12 protein-coding genes are annotated in these 13,946 nt (G+C 58.5%); 5 read left to right on the forward strand and 7 right to left on the reverse strand.

The window, feature by feature from the left end; translation table 11 throughout:
• Nucleotides 1-1,062 (forward strand): acetate--CoA ligase (locus tag BSG17_RS24130; protein WP_139246799.1); only part of this gene is annotated, 1,062 nt, incomplete at its 5' end.
• A 114-nt stretch (nt 1,063-1,176) separates the two neighbouring features.
• Here the strand turns inward: BSG17_RS24130 and BSG17_RS24135 are convergent.
• Both BSG17_RS24135 and BSG17_RS24140 read right to left on the reverse strand, forming a co-directional pair.
• Complete coding sequence (locus BSG17_RS24135; protein ID WP_089827932.1) at nt 1,177-1,590, reverse strand: metal-sulfur cluster assembly factor; 414 nt, start codon at nt 1,588-1,590, stop codon at nt 1,177-1,179.
• A complete protein-coding gene (locus BSG17_RS24140) occupies nt 1,587-2,663 on the reverse strand; it encodes an amidohydrolase family protein (protein ID WP_089827933.1) in 1,077 nt (358 codons plus the stop codon). The genes BSG17_RS24135 and BSG17_RS24140 overlap by 4 nt, the downstream gene beginning before the upstream one ends.
• A gap of 139 nt (nt 2,664-2,802) precedes the next feature.
• On the opposite strand from BSG17_RS24140, the gene BSG17_RS24145 reads away from it, so the two are divergent.
• Nucleotides 2,803-3,558, forward strand: coding sequence for an SDR family NAD(P)-dependent oxidoreductase (locus tag BSG17_RS24145; protein ID WP_089827934.1), 756 nt, complete (start codon nt 2,803-2,805; stop codon nt 3,556-3,558).
• A gap of 68 nt (nt 3,559-3,626) precedes the next feature.
• Nucleotides 3,627-5,306 (forward strand): aldehyde ferredoxin oxidoreductase family protein, encoded by a 1,680-nt coding sequence (locus tag BSG17_RS24150; RefSeq protein ID WP_089827935.1) that lies wholly within the window; start codon nt 3,627-3,629, stop codon nt 5,304-5,306.
• Between the two features lie 677 nt (nt 5,307-5,983).
• Here the strand turns inward: BSG17_RS24150 and BSG17_RS24155 are convergent.
• The 5 genes from BSG17_RS24155 to BSG17_RS24175 all read right to left on the reverse strand — a co-directional run bounded on the left by BSG17_RS24155 (nt 5,984) and on the right by BSG17_RS24175 (nt 11,387).
• A complete protein-coding gene (locus BSG17_RS24155; protein ID WP_089827936.1) occupies nt 5,984-6,415 on the reverse strand; it encodes a universal stress protein in 432 nt (143 codons plus the stop codon).
• A gap of 105 nt (nt 6,416-6,520) precedes the next feature.
• Nucleotides 6,521-7,426 (reverse strand): ABC transporter permease, encoded by a 906-nt coding sequence (locus tag BSG17_RS24160; protein WP_089827952.1) that lies wholly within the window; start codon nt 7,424-7,426, stop codon nt 6,521-6,523.
• Nucleotides 7,427-7,526: 100 nt separating this feature from the next.
• On the reverse strand, nt 7,527-9,068 hold the full coding sequence (locus BSG17_RS24165) for a sugar ABC transporter ATP-binding protein (protein WP_089827953.1): 1,542 nt from the start codon (nt 9,066-9,068) through the stop codon (nt 7,527-7,529).
• 54 nt (nt 9,069-9,122) lie between these two features.
• On the reverse strand, nt 9,123-10,451 hold the full coding sequence (locus BSG17_RS24170; protein ID WP_089827937.1) for a sugar ABC transporter substrate-binding protein: 1,329 nt from the start codon (nt 10,449-10,451) through the stop codon (nt 9,123-9,125).
• Nucleotides 10,452-10,610: 159 nt separating this feature from the next.
• Complete coding sequence (locus tag BSG17_RS24175; RefSeq protein WP_170864946.1) at nt 10,611-11,387, reverse strand: SDR family NAD(P)-dependent oxidoreductase; 777 nt, start codon at nt 11,385-11,387, stop codon at nt 10,611-10,613.
• 199 nt (nt 11,388-11,586) lie between these two features.
• Between BSG17_RS24175 and BSG17_RS24180 the strand changes: the two genes are divergently transcribed.
• Together BSG17_RS24180 and BSG17_RS24185 are read left to right on the forward strand one after the other, a co-directional pair.
• Complete coding sequence (locus BSG17_RS24180) at nt 11,587-12,441, forward strand: beta-keto acid cleavage family enzyme (protein WP_089827938.1); 855 nt, start codon at nt 11,587-11,589, stop codon at nt 12,439-12,441.
• Between the two features lie 649 nt (nt 12,442-13,090).
• Entirely contained in the window at nt 13,091-13,858 is a 768-nt protein-coding gene (locus BSG17_RS24185; RefSeq protein WP_089827939.1) for an IclR family transcriptional regulator, read from the forward strand.
• The last annotated feature ends 88 nt before the right edge of the window (nt 13,859-13,946 follow it).

The following is a 13,946-nucleotide window of genomic DNA, read 5'->3' on the forward strand; positions in this document are numbered from 1 at the left end:
GGCTTCGACCAGAAGCCCTCGGACCGCTTCTTCTGGGTATCCGACATCGGCTGGATGATGGGTCCGTGGACGCTCATCGGCAACCACACCTTCGGCGGTACCATCTTCATGTACGAGGGTGCGCCCGACTACCCCGAACCCGATCGCTTCTGGTCGATGATCGACCGCCACAAGCTCACCACCTTCGGCATCTCGCCGACGGCGATTCGCGCCCTCCGCAAGTACGACGACGAGTGGGTCGAGAAACACGACCTCTCCAGTTTACGCCTCTTAGGCTCGACTGGCGAACCATGGGACCCCGAGTCGTGGATGTGGTTCTACGAGAAAGTGGGACGAAGCGAAGCGCCGATCATCAACATCTCCGGCGGTACCGAGATCTGCGGCTGCTTCCTCATGCCGATGCCGACCCAGCCGCTGAAACCCTGCTCACTCGGCGGACCAGGGTTGGGAATGAACATCGACGTCGTGAACTCACAGGGCGAGTCAGTCGCCGACGACCACGAACGCGGCTTCCTCGTTGCCCGCGACTCCTGTCCGTCGATGACCAAATCGCTGTGGGAGGGTGACGAACGCTATCTGAACACCTACTGGTCGACCTTCAAAGACCCGCCGATGTGGGACCACGGCGACTGGGCACAGAAAGACGAAGACGGCTTCTGGTTCTTGCACGGCCGCGCCGACGACGCGCTCAACGTGGCTGGCCGGAAGGTCGGCCCCGCCGAGGTCGAGGGCGCGCTCATCGAACACGAGGGCGTCAACCAGGCGGCCGCCGTCGGCGTCCCCGACGACACCACTGGCACCGCCGTCGTCGCCTACGTCGTCCTCGAAGACGGCGTCGGCGAGAGCGACGCGTTGCGCGACGAGTTGCGAGCGCTCGTCGGCGAGGAGTTGGGCAAACCGTTCCGCCCGCGGGAGGTGCTGTTCGTCGACGAGTTCCCCAAGACCCAGTCGGGGAAGATCATCCGCCGGGCCATCTCCTCGCTGTACCAGGGCGAGGAACTCGGCGACATGAGCAGCATCGAGAACCCCGAGGCGCTGGAGGAAGTGGAGACGGCACGATAAGCGTCGCTCAGTTCTTTTTCGAGTGGCGACTGCAGAATGTGATGTCGAGACGGGTGACTGACCGCCACGACGGCGTGACATCGGGATGGGTGACGCGTGACTGAAGTGATTCGGTTACTTCGACTGTTCGGCGTAGGGAGTGATGTCGGCCTCCTCCATGCGTCCGAGGAAGCGCTCGCGGCGCGCCGTCCGTTCCTCGTCGGACATGCGTTCCTGCGTCCAGACCTCTCCACTGGTGTCCTGATGGACTTCGACTCGGTCGACGCCGTCCAGTGCTTCGATCCGTTCAACGACCTCGTCGCTCATGTCGAGGAAGTACGTGCAGAGTTGCGACGTCAACAGGAGGTCGATGTTGACGACGCCGTCGTCGACGTCGATACTCTCGACGAGTCCGAGGTCGAGGATGCTGATAGGATGGTCGCTCATACAGCTACACGGGTCGAGCACCTTCCCGAGTTCGGTCTTGATCTGCGATTTGAGTTCGTCCGAGAACTCCTGGTCCGGGGTGACGTGGTTCGTCGTACTCATGGCTTGGGAGCGGGCACCTCGTAGGTCGACCACGGCTCGGTCGGATACTGGTCGAGTTCCTCACGCGCCTTGGCCCAGCGGTCGCCCTCGATGTCACGTCGGACCTGGTCAGGGTCTTTGCCGAGCAGTTCGAGTCCGTTCCGTCCGAGGATGTTCTTCTTGTCCTCTTTCGTGATTTCCGGGTAGTCGTACTGTGCTTGCAGTTCCTCCGGCATCTCCATGTTCCAGATCCCTTCGATCGGTGGCTGTGGGTGAAGCGCCGTTGCACCGCTGGCGAAGAGGACGCGGTCGGACCCGACCCAGTAGAGCAGTTCACCCATGATCTTGGCGAACTTCCGCGGACGGGTGTTGACCAGACACGCCGAGTTCTCGAGGTTCGCGTAGACGTTGTCGTTGCTCGCCATCGCCCAGATGGTCTCCTCGAGGAACGAGAAGCCGACGTGGATGACCTCGAAGTTGAGGTCCGGATACTTGTTCGCTGCCTCCTCGACGTCGTCGATCCGGAAGTACTTGGTCGGGGCCTTCGCGAAGGGGATGAACTTGTGGATGGCGACGGTGTCGACGTCGAGGTCGTCTGCCTTGTCGAGGACGGGCTGGACGGACCGCTCGTTCAGTTGGAGCGAGAGGTCCTGCCCGTTCTGGTAGCGTGCCGGATAGAGCTTGATGCCATCGACGTCCTTCTCCTTGACGAAGTGCTCGACTTGGTCGACCGCGTCGTCTTCGAGCGGGTTGATGTCGACGTACATTCCCACACGGTTCGGGTTCTGTTCGCGGAACGTGAACCCCTTCTCGCGGGAGACGTAGCCGTCGTGGAAGTAGTCGTCCAGTGGCAGCGAGTGGTACACCGTGTAGTCGATCTGGCTCTCGAGGAAGAGCAACCGGGCGAGTTCCTCCGGCGAGTGGTCGCGGTAAAACACTTCCTCAGATGGGACGTGGCTGTCCGGCAAGAGTTTGTTGCCGAGGTCGAACGTCTCGTCGTCCCAGCGTTGCGCATTCGCATGCTTGTGATTCTCTGGCGTGTGATTGAAGCAGTGGGAGACGGAATCCACTACTAGCGTGCCGTCGTCTAACATGCCTACCAGTGTCTCTCTCAGGTCGTGTATTAAAGTTTAGGATAGATACAACACTGCGGGCCGTCGAAACTGTCGACGAATCGACGTCACCGAGCGAGAAACACTTAATGTGACACGGTGACGCAGGACAACCACAGTTATGACAGGACGACTCAGTGGAACGGCTGCGCTCGTGACGGGCGCGTCGTCAGGGAACGGGCGCGCTATCGCACTACGATTCGCAGAAGAAGGTGCGAGTGTGACAGTCGCTGACGTCCGCGAGGACCCCCGGCTCGGTGGCGAGCCGACACACGAACTCATCGAGGAGGCGGGTGGCGACGCACAGTATGTCGAAACCGACGTGACCGACGTCGACGCGCTTCGGGCGGCTGTACAGGCCACTGTCGACGAGTACGGATCGCTCGACGTGATGGTGAACAACGCCGGTGTGGAACGTCAGTTGCCGATCGAGGAGGCGACGGAGGAGGACTTCGCGTGGCTCATGGACATCAACCTCAAGGGCGTCTACTTCGGCTGTCAGGCTGCCATCGAACAGATGCTCGATCAGGCAGCTGGTGGTGCTATCGTCAACATGTCCTCCATCGCGGGAATCCGTGGACTCGCGAACTCGTCGCTCTACTGTACCTCGAAAGGTGGCGTCACCAACCTGACGCGGGAACTCGCGGTCGAACACGGTGAGAACGATATCCGTGTCAACGCGCTCAACCCCGGCTTCATCGAGACGGCAATGACGATGGAGGACGGCGAGACGGCCGGCGGCATCCTCGACCAGACGCCCCTCGGCCGTGCGGGTCAGCCCGACGAAGTGGCCGACGCCGCACTGTTTCTTGCGAGCGACGAGTCGTCGTTCGTCACCGGCCACAATCTCGTGATGGACGGTGGGTTCACTGCGTAACGGTTCGAGCACCGACCAGCCCAGTTTCTAGGTATTTTTAATACGCCGTGTGACCGTTATGCATACGTATGCTTCACGTTGAGGGGCCCCTACTGACAGTCGATGTAGGAGCGCACGAAACAGAAGAGACCAGTGTGGACGACGTGCTCAAGTCGTTCATCGGCGGCCGTGGCGTCGCCACTCGGCTCGCACACGACCGAATCCCGTTCGACGCCGACCCGTTCGGTCCGGAGAACAGCGTGTTCTTCTCGACCGGACCGATGCAGACCTCGAACATGAGCTTCACTGGACGCATGAACTGCACGAGTCTCTCGCCACTCACCGGTGGGTTGCTCTCGTCGAACGCCGGCGGGTTCATGTCGCGGAACTTCGCGGACACCGGCTACAGTGTCGTCGAGTTCACTGGCACGAGCGACGAACTCGTCGTCGTCCACGTCACCGACGACGGGGTCAAGTTCGAACCAGTTCCGGACCTCGACGGTGCAACGGTACCGGAGACGACCACGTACATCGAAGACACCTGCGGACTCTCGGCCGAGCACGTCGCCTGTATTGGGCCGGCTGGCGAGAACCGTGTCCGCTTCGCGTCTATCATGACCACTGAGAGTCGCGCGTTCGGCCGCGGAGGTCTCGGCGCAGTCCTCGGTGCGAAGAACGTCAAAGCAGTCACGTTCGCGGGTAACTCGCCACGGCAGGTTGAGATCCCTTCCATCCAGATGGACGTTCACCGTGATGCCGCGACCAGTGACCACATCATGAAACAGCAGGGGACGACGAGCGTCACCGACCTTGCGAACGAAGTCAGCGCGCTCCCGACCCGGTACTTCTCGGAGCTTCAGTTCGAGGGTGTCGACGGTATCAACGGTGACCGCGTCGGTGAGAAGAAATACAAACGCGGGACCTGCTCAGCCTGTGCGTTCGCCTGCAAACTCCCGACGAAGGACGAGGAGCGCGGCGTCGAGACCGAGGGGCCCGAGTACGAGACGGTAATGTCGTTCGGATCGAACTGCGCCGTCGACGATATCGTCGACGTGATGCAGTCGAACGAACTCTGTGACCGCTACGGGATGGACACCATCACCTGCGGCAACGTGGTCGCTGCCTACCTCGCTTCTGAGGACGAGTTCGGGAACACCGACCTCGTCCACGAGACGGTCGAGAAGATCGCGAAGCGTGAGGATGAGGGTGACCTCCTTGCGGAAGGAATCGACCGATTCCACGAGGAGCTCGGCGTCGGTAACTGGACCGTCAAGGGATTGGACTTCGCGGCCCACGACGGCCGCACCCTGAACGGCCAAGGGCTCTCCTACGCCGTCGCAAACCGCGGTGCCGACCACATGTTCACCACTATGTACGCCTGGGAGTATCCACTCGTCGCCCAGGACGAGGCGCTGAACCCGACGGGACTCGAAGGGAAAGCCCCGCACGTCGTGAAACAGGAGAACGCTCGGGCGCTGGAAGACTGCGGCATCGTCTGTCGGTTCTCTCGGAGTTTCATGACACCCGCGCGGTTCGAGGGACTGTTCGATGCCGACTACGAGGACCTCCTCGCGGTCGGGTCGACGGTGGTTGAACTCGAACGGCACTTCAACAACCAGCGTGGGTTCGACCGCGCCGACGACACGCTCCCATACGACCTGCCGGACTTCGAGGCGGCACTCGACGACTACTACGCCCAGCGTGACTGGAACGAGGACGGGACAGTGCCAGACGAACGCGTCAGCGACGGCCTCGCGACGGCCGACTGAACTACGAAGGCAACCGTTCTTTCCGTCGAAGCGAGCGAGCCAGGAGTTGTGCTCGAACAAATGTTTATATTGGTGCCTGTGTGTGACACAGACATGCAGGTGGCAAACTATTACGGCCCGGAAGACCTTCGGGGAGAGACAGTCGACGAACAAGCGCTCATCGAGATCTACTCGCATAGCCACGAACGAATCTACAGTAACCGGTCGAAGTGACGCGTTCGACCGGTTCTGACTCGCCGTACGGGAGGTAGACGGCAACTCATCTCCCCGTGTCCTGGGGCTGCTCGGTGCCCCTGATTCTCCCGAACGATGACGGCTCTCGCGCTTTATTTCCAGGAGAGAACTGTAGTCGAAGTGCTCGAGTTTCCCGTCACTACGAGTATGTCAGTCGCGGTTCGCCGTCTCGAGTCGTCTCTACAGTCTATGGCGAACGCTCAAGCAGGACGGATCAGTTTCCGAGGCGAAAACTATCGGACTGGCTGAGAGACACGTCGACATGACTCGACCGTCTACGTGGAACTACTTGTGGTCTCTGAGGATGGGATGAGATGGATGTAGCTCGTCGGACCGGCTCTGTCCGATCGTGACGAGCCAGTCAGCAGTGAATCTCCGTCTCGCTGGGCCCCCTCGTCTGAATCGGAGTCACGTCGGTACCGGCGGTGTGACGACGTCAGTACTCAGTGAACGACGGTCGTCGGAATCGGAGAGCGACGGATGACTTTCTCTGCGACGCTCCCGAGGAGGATGCGGGACGCTCCCGTGCGGCCGTGGCTCCCCATGATAATCTGGTCGATGTCGTGTTCGTCGGCGTAAGAGACGATCTCCTCCGCAGGTTTGCCGGCGTCCGTCTCCGTCGAGAGTACTACACCGTACTCGTCGGCTATCGCCTGTGCATCGGCAAACAGGTCTTCTGCGTCGTCCAGCGCCTTCTGGTACCAGCCCTCCTTGCGACTACCTCTCCCGGGTCGTTCGTGGCTCGCCAACGACTCGCTGTAGTCGACGACGTGAAACACCACGACGTCGTCCTCTGGGTGTACCGTCAGCGCGTGTTCGAGAGCCCTTCGGGCCTGTGGCGAATCATCGAGTGGAACGAGTAGGTTTCGGGTCATATGGAATCGGTGGTCAACGTCAAGTCGATGCTAGACCAGACGAGTGTGTCTCGCTGGTCTGATGCGGGCGCCGGCGTCACCAGTTGGGTGTCTCGGATGATCAGATTATTTGACCACGTCGATCTTCTCGCGGTCGATCGACAGCGCGACCGCACTGACGACCACGAGGCCGAGGATGATCTCCTGAACGAACGGGTTGATCGACAGCAGGTTCATCCCGTTCTGCAGGACGGCGATCACCAGCACCCCGAGGATGGTTCGGTGCGGCCCACCGACGCCGCCGGTGAGTGCCGTCCCGCCCATGACGACGGCGGCGATGCTGGGAAGCATCAGCCCGCCGGCGATGTTGGGCGACGCCGAGGAGATGCGGAGCGTCAAGAGGACGCCCGCCGTCCCACAGAGCAGCCCCGAGAGGACGAACGGGTAGATCTTGTAGCGGTCGACCTTCGCGCCCGAGAGCTCGACGACGCGTTCGTTCTCACCGAGCGCGAAACAGTAGCGCCCGAACTTCGTCCGCCAGGCGAGAAAGACGGTGCCGCCGTAGATGAGCAGTCCCCACATCACCAGGTTCGGGATTCCGGGAATCCAGCTTCCGGTGGCGATACCACGGATCGCCTGGTTACGGAACGTGATGGTCGACCCACCGGTGATGATGAGCGCGAAACCCATCAGGATCGACAGCGTCCCCAGCGTGACCAGGAACGACGGAACCTTCAGCTTCGTGAAGACGAGGCCGTTGACGAGTCCGGCGAGCATACCAGCCCCGACCGCGAGCGGGATCGCCAACAGTCCGAGTTGGAACTGCGAAATGAGAACCACGGTTAGGACGCCAGTCAGCGTGACCGTCGACTCCACCGAGAGGTCGATGCTCTGCTGGAGGATAGGGAACGTTCCCGCGAGAGCGACTAGCAGCAAAACGGCGCTGTTCTTCGCAACGTTGTCGACGAGGTTCCCGAACGTGAGGAACTGCGTCGTCGTCGCTGCGAACAGCCCAGAGAGGATGAACAACATCGCAAACGGGCCGACGTCGGTGATCCAATCTTGCATCGTCCGTTGTTCGCGTTGCCTATCGAGCCACTGCCGAATCGCCTGTTGGTTGTCCGCGCTCATATCAAATCATCTCCTGTATCAGCTCTTCTTCAGTCGGTTTGTTGCCAGCAGACGCATCGAACGGCTCACCGACGAACTGTCCACTGTTCATCACCGCAATCCGATTCGACATCCCGATCACTTCCGGAAGCTCGTCGCCGATGAAGACGATGGAGACCCCTCTGTCGGTTAGCTCTCGACAGAGCCTGTACACCTCTTCCTTAGCACCGACGTCGATGCCACGTGTGACGTTGTCCATCACGAGAATCGGCGTCTCCTGTGCGAGCCACCGACCGATGACGATCTTCTGCTGATTTCCACCACTTAGACCGTGAACGAGGGCTTCGGGACCGGGTGTCTTGACGTTCAACTCCTCGATAACCCGATCTGTCGCTTCGTCTTCTGCGTCGAGGTCGAGCAGTGGAAGCGTCCCGTTCATGTTCCGAATCATTGCCAGTGAGACGTTGATTCGGACGGGTTGGTACAACAGCAGCCCCTCGGATTTCCGATCTTTGGGGATGTAGCCGACACCTGCATCGACCATCTCGGAGACGGACGGGTTGGTGACTGGCGTCCCATCGACCGAAATCGTCCCGTCGGTCGTAGCGAGGTCACCGGCAAGCGCTCGTCCGAGTCGCTCCTTTCCTGATCCCTCGACGCCGACGATACCGAATATCTCACCTTCGCGAACCGAGAACGACAGTGGGCCGGTCTCCTCGCCGATAGTGAGATTGTCGGCACGAAGCATCTCGGCACCGAGTGCGTCTTCGGTCCGTTGTTCGGAGACGCGGTAGTATTCGTCTGTCGATTCACGACCGACCATACTTTCTTGGAGACTATCCTCCGTTGCCTCGTCTGCTGTCGTCTCGTCGACGAGTTCGCCGTCTTTGAGCACGTAAACTCGGTCAGAGATCTCTAACACCTCGTCGAGTTCGTGTGAGACGAACACGAACGTCGCTCGCTCACGGAGGTCGTCGACGAGGTCGAAGAGGATCTCCCGACCAGCCTCTTCGAGGCCCGCGGTCGGTTCGTCGAGGAGGATGACGGGATTGTCCGACTTCTGGGAGACGTGGAACGCTTTCGCGATCTCCAGCATCTGCCGTTCGTTGAACGAATAGTTCGAGACGAACTCGTCGACGTCGAGATCGAGACCGAGATCGTCGACGAAGGCCTGCGCCTCCTCGCTCATCCGGTCGCGGTCAAGGATACCGCCTCGTTCGATTTCACGACCGAGATACAGGTTCTCGTACCCACGGAAGTTGGTGATGACGTCCTGTTCTTGATGGACGAGCGAGACGCCGTAATCAGCTGCATCCCGTGGGTTCGTGAACTCGACGGCGTCGCCGTCGACGTACAGCGTTCCCTCGTCCGGTTGAAGAACACCGGTCACGATGTTCAACAGCGTACTCTTTCCGGCACCGTTCTCGCCGACCAGTCCGACGACTTCTCCACGGTTGATTTCGAGCGAGACATCCGAGAGTGCCTGCACGTGTCTGAACGATTTGGAGATGCCCTCGACCCGAAAGCTAGCTGCGGTCGTGTCGACCGTGAGAGCATCGTTCATCTGTTCCTCTGTCTTCGAAGGAACTGTCTCTGTGTTCGACATGGTTTCATCCTATTACGACTTGAGCGGGTTGCTCTCGAACCGTTTCTTGTAGAGGTCGGTGATCTGCTTCTGTGCCTTCTGATCGGTGTACGCTTCCGGCAGCGAGTAGTTGTTCGGTCTCTCGGAGTCGTTCCAGTCGAGCACCTCTTTCATGTCGGCTTTGTTCATCGGCTGCATGTCGATCTGGGGGTCCCAACTGTCTTCGCCCGCCTCTGCAACGGACATCTTCTTCCAGTCGTACGGCGTCTCCCCTTCGAAGATGGCTTTAGTGTACTGCTCTGCCGAAACGACTGGGAGACGTTCGATCGTGTCGGTCCACTCGTCCGGGTCGTTAACACAGACGGGAGCGTTGAACGACATCATCCGTTCTGCAGGCTGGAGACTGTGACCGTTGAGGTAGTCGTGACACTTCACGAGAGACCATCCAGCCTGCCACGGACCCATCCCGGAGACCGAGGCGACCATCCGTTCTTCTTGAATCGCTGCGAGCCCAGGTTCGCCAGCATCGATGCCAACTACCGGGACGTCGATGTTGTTTTCCTCGAGAATCGTGAGCCCACCCAGCGCGACCGCGTCGTTCTGGCCGAAGAAGCCCTCGATGTCGTCGCCGAACTGTGAGACCTTGTCGGACATTGCTTTTCGGGAGTCCGACCGAATCCAGTTCCCCTGCAGGCGTGGACCCAGTCGTTCGATATCCGGATACTCTTCGAGTGCCAGCTCGACGCCTTTGTTCCGGCCGATGTTCGGGGCCGTTCCACGGTTCCCTTCGATGTGGACGAACCCGCCACTTCCCTCCATCGACTCGAAGAGAATCTTCGCAGCGGTGTATGCGTGATTAACGAAATGCGGTGCGAAGAACTGCACGTACTCGTCGCCTGCGTCTTGCGGCGTATACCAATCTGCGATCGTCACCGCGAGAATCGTCGGGACACCGGCCTGAACACACGTCTCTGCCAACGAAATCGCCGCGGCGTTCGTGTACGTCTGTCCGACGATAGTGTCTGTGTTGCTCGCAATTGCGGTATCGAACTGCTGTTGCTGTGTAGTGACGTTGCCTTCGTTGGTCTGGACGTTGCTGGTGTAACCGAGTGCTTTTGCAGCCTCTGTGTAGCCTTTCTTCCACGACAGCCAGTAGGAGTTCTGTAGGTTGGCTATCGATCCCATCGAGGTCTGGTTCCCAGCATTCCCGCTGCCATTCGAACTATTCCCCGACGACGCACCGTTGCTACCGCCGCCACCACCGGTGCAGCCCGCAAGCCCGGTCAGTGCACCTGCTGAGCCAGCGGCGGTCGTCGCTTTCAGAAACTGCCGTCTCGATTGACTGGTGCTATCCATTGCCATGTATGTTCACCTCCTGATTTCTGGCAGGGGTATAAATAGATTTGGGGATTCTTCATGGTTGTTCGTAGTGGTACTAAGAGAAACGATACCCGGATGTCCTCCGTTGTGAACCGAAGTGACGCTTCGGAATCGGCCGTAATCCGTCGACAGTGCAGTCATCTAGTACATCACCTTACCAGCGGAAACGTTGATATCCTGTCCCGTGATGCGCGACGCCTCGTCCGAACAGAGATAGGCTGTTGTATTCGCAATATCCTCTCGGTCTACTAGTTCGTTTCGTGGGCTCTGGTTCTCTACCTCAGTTCGGACTGTATCGTACGTCTGTCCGGTGGCCTCGGCTTGCTGTTCGAATACGCCTCTGATTCGGGGGCCATCGACTGACCCTGGACAGATAGCGTTCACGTTGATATCGTGCTCGCCGACTTCGAGGGCAAGCGTTCGAGTGAAACCGATGAGACCCATCTTCGTTGCCGCATACGGTGTCCGATTCAACAGCGGTTTCTTCCCCGTCACGGAAGCGATGTTGACGACGCGTCCGTAGCCTTGCTCTTTCATGATCGGTATCACTTCTCGACACATAAAGAACGGTCCACGCAGGTTGACGTTCGTCGTCGCATCCCAAGCCTCCTGCGCTATCTCCTCGCATGGATCTGTCGGGCCGGCGATCCCGGCGTTGTTGACGAGGATGCCGACTTCGTCAAATTCGTCGAGTGCTGTATCGACGGTGTCCTGTACACTCTCTAACTCGGTGACGTCGGTCTCGACAGCAAGTGCACGCTGCCCTTCGTTTTCGACGAGTCGCTTCGTCTCACTCATCTCTGCGGAATCAAGGTCTGCAATGACGACGTCCGCACCCTTCTGAGCTAATCTGACACAGATGGCCTGGCCGATACCACGACCACCACCAGTCACGATTGCTGTGCTATCTAACACCATGATCACGAATCGCATGTGCCAATATATAAATCTACTGCAACCCCCACGATCATTCCCAATCTATTCTCGAAGATCGACGGCAGCGATTCGACTTTGGATCGCTCCAGTAGGCGGTTCGTTCGTGCAAATTCAGCGAAGTGATCGACCTGTAGTCGTCACAACCAAAGTTATTAATAGACGATAAGGGACATTGTGAGTTATGCCATACCAAGGCTACAGCGACTACTTCGAGAAGAAGTTGATCATCAGTGTCGCGACAACTGGCGGTCACCACGGGAAAGAGGCGAATCCAAATCTCCCCGAACAGCCCGAAGAGATAGCCCAAGACGTCAAAGACTGTGAAGCCGCAGGGGCATCGATGGTCCACATCCACGCTCGCGACGAGAACGGTGAAGGAACGAAAGACGTCGCCCGATTCCAAGCGATCCGTGACGCCATCGAAGAGCGTTGTGACGATATCCTCGTCAATTTCACGACTGGGGGTGGCGGCATCTGGTCTCGTGAGGAGCGCATCGCCCCCGCTTTGGAGACGGAACCACGACCTGACCTTGCAACTATCGACCTCGGTCCAGTCAACTTCGGCCAGACGCGAACTGCAGTGAATACTCGGGAGCAAAACGAAGAGTACGCCCAACAGCTGCTTGATGCAGACGTGAAGCCGGAGTTGGAGCTCTTCAATCCCGGGCATATTCCCGAGATGGAGCATCTCGTCGAGAAAGACTTGCTCGAACCTCCATACTGGTGTACGGCGATTTTCGGTATGCAGAACGGGACACCAGCGCTCCCACGGAACGTCGTCAACTTCGCTGACAACCTTCCCGAGGAGAGCGAGTGGCAGGCGCTCGCACTGGGCCGCCACCAGTTACCGCTAACCACGATGGCGATCGCGATGGGAGGCCACGTACGGGTCGGGATGGAAGACAACATCTACTATCGAAAGGGTGAACTCGCCGAGAGCAACGCCCAACTGGTCAAGCGAACAGCTCGGATTGCAGACGAACTCAACCGACCGATAGCGTCGCCGGCCGAAACTCGCGAAATCCTCGACCTCTAGATACGCGCAGTTGTCGATTCCGCATCATCGCTGAACCCATTGCGAGCGTCACTCGGCTTTTGACACTCGCGAATCCGACGAAAAGTGGGAAGATGGCAACCCCATAGACAGTGCCAGTGATAGATCACAAGAGACATCGATTTCGGGAGTTTGGGACGCTCTAACAGAGGATTACGAGATGAGGAAACTGCTTCGCCCAATCTTAATTGATAATCATTTTCATACAGAGTCCGATTACGTAGACACGAAATCATACACCTCACTTCGTGCCTAGCAGGTCTAATGCCTTTGTATCCGGTACTACACAACCTGTATCCGGCGATTCAGTCCCGCGGTGTTCATTCGACAGCGGCGAATTTTATATACACAAGTCGTTTGTTTCAAGTGAAAAGAATCGAAACTATTAGAGATCGACAGTAATCGTTCTTGACTCATTGGAGGTCAGTTAACACTGAGAGTAATACTTGGGGCATGCACGGCTGAATTCAGCCATTTTGGTTCTATGCTTAGATTACCACGCCCGGCGATTCCTCACTGACACTCTTAACCGATCACAGCTGGTTCTCAACCGTAATCCCTCAACTCCACTTCGAGATACACCGGTTCGACAATACGGAATTTTAAATACCCCGACTTGCTACATCATAGCATGAAATCGAACGACGGTCAACGGACGCTGAAATCCTCGGAGACGACGTTAGCAATCCTCGACCGACTGAAAGAGCGGGACGGTGCGCGTGTCACAGAACTCGCAGCAGACTTGGATCGAGCACCGAGCACTATCCATAGCCACCTTACAACACTGAAGGCGAACGAATACGTCGTCAAAGAGGGCGACATCTACCACCTTGGACTCCACCTGCTGGAACTCGGGAACTACGTCCAAAATCGAAAGAAAGCCTACCGGATTTCGAAGGGCTACACAGAGCAACTGGCCGAAGAAAGCGAATGTCGTGCCGTCTTCGTCGTCGAAGAGAACGGTCGCGGCGTCTATCTTCACACCTACTCGGGGAAACACGCTGTCTGGCAGTACTCGACTCTCGGCAAACGATTTTGCCTTCATCAGACAGCGTCGGGAAAAGCACTGCTATCCATGCTATCGGACGAGAAAGTGAAGACGATTATCGACCGGTGGGGACTCCCGGCGAAAACAGAGAACACGATCACCGACTCCGACGTCCTGTTGGACGAACTCGAACAGATTCGGGAACGTGGATACTCGTTTAATCGCGAGGAGCAACTCGAAGGTGTGAAGGCAGTCGGTGTCCCCGTTACCGGCCCGAACGACGAAGTGATCGGTGCATTCAGCGTCGCCAGCCCGGCGAACCGTCTCACAGGCGAGTGGTTCTCAGAAGAACTCCCGAGTATCGTGCTCGGTGTCGCAAACGAATTCGAGCTGGAGTATTCCCTCTCGTGACCACCCATGACAAGACTAAGTTTGTAATACTAACAGTTGGGTGATCGGGTGCCCATCTTCTCACTCGCTCCGGTAGGCACTCTGCGCT

Source organism: Halogranum amylolyticum (assembly GCF_900110465.1).
Classification (GTDB): domain Archaea; phylum Halobacteriota; class Halobacteria; order Halobacteriales; family Haloferacaceae; genus Halogranum; species Halogranum amylolyticum.

Excerpts from the sequence above, each read along its gene's own strand:
- BSG17_RS24135 (WP_089827932.1), bottom strand. The coding sequence starts at position 1,590 with ATGAGTACGACGAACCACGTCACCCCGGACCAGGAGTTCTCGGACGAA.
- BSG17_RS24140 (WP_089827933.1), bottom strand. The coding sequence starts at position 2,663 with ATGTTAGACGACGGCACGCTAGTAGTGGATTCCGTCTCCCACTGCTTC.
- BSG17_RS24145 (WP_089827934.1), top strand. The coding sequence starts at position 2,803 with ATGACAGGACGACTCAGTGGAACGGCTGCGCTCGTGACGGGCGCGTCG.
- BSG17_RS24150 (WP_089827935.1), top strand. The coding sequence starts at position 3,627 with ATGCTTCACGTTGAGGGGCCCCTACTGACAGTCGATGTAGGAGCGCAC.
- BSG17_RS24155 (WP_089827936.1), bottom strand. The coding sequence starts at position 6,415 with ATGACCCGAAACCTACTCGTTCCACTCGATGATTCGCCACAGGCCCGA.
- BSG17_RS24160 (WP_089827952.1), bottom strand. The coding sequence starts at position 7,426 with ATGTTGTTCATCCTCTCTGGGCTGTTCGCAGCGACGACGACGCAGTTC.
- BSG17_RS24165 (WP_089827953.1), bottom strand. The coding sequence starts at position 9,068 with ATGAACGATGCTCTCACGGTCGACACGACCGCAGCTAGCTTTCGGGTC.
- BSG17_RS24170 (WP_089827937.1), bottom strand. The coding sequence starts at position 10,451 with ATGGCAATGGATAGCACCAGTCAATCGAGACGGCAGTTTCTGAAAGCG.
- BSG17_RS24175 (WP_170864946.1), bottom strand. The coding sequence starts at position 11,387 with ATGGTGTTAGATAGCACAGCAATCGTGACTGGTGGTGGTCGTGGTATC.
- BSG17_RS24180 (WP_089827938.1), top strand. The coding sequence starts at position 11,587 with ATGCCATACCAAGGCTACAGCGACTACTTCGAGAAGAAGTTGATCATC.
- BSG17_RS24185 (WP_089827939.1), top strand. The coding sequence starts at position 13,091 with ATGAAATCGAACGACGGTCAACGGACGCTGAAATCCTCGGAGACGACG.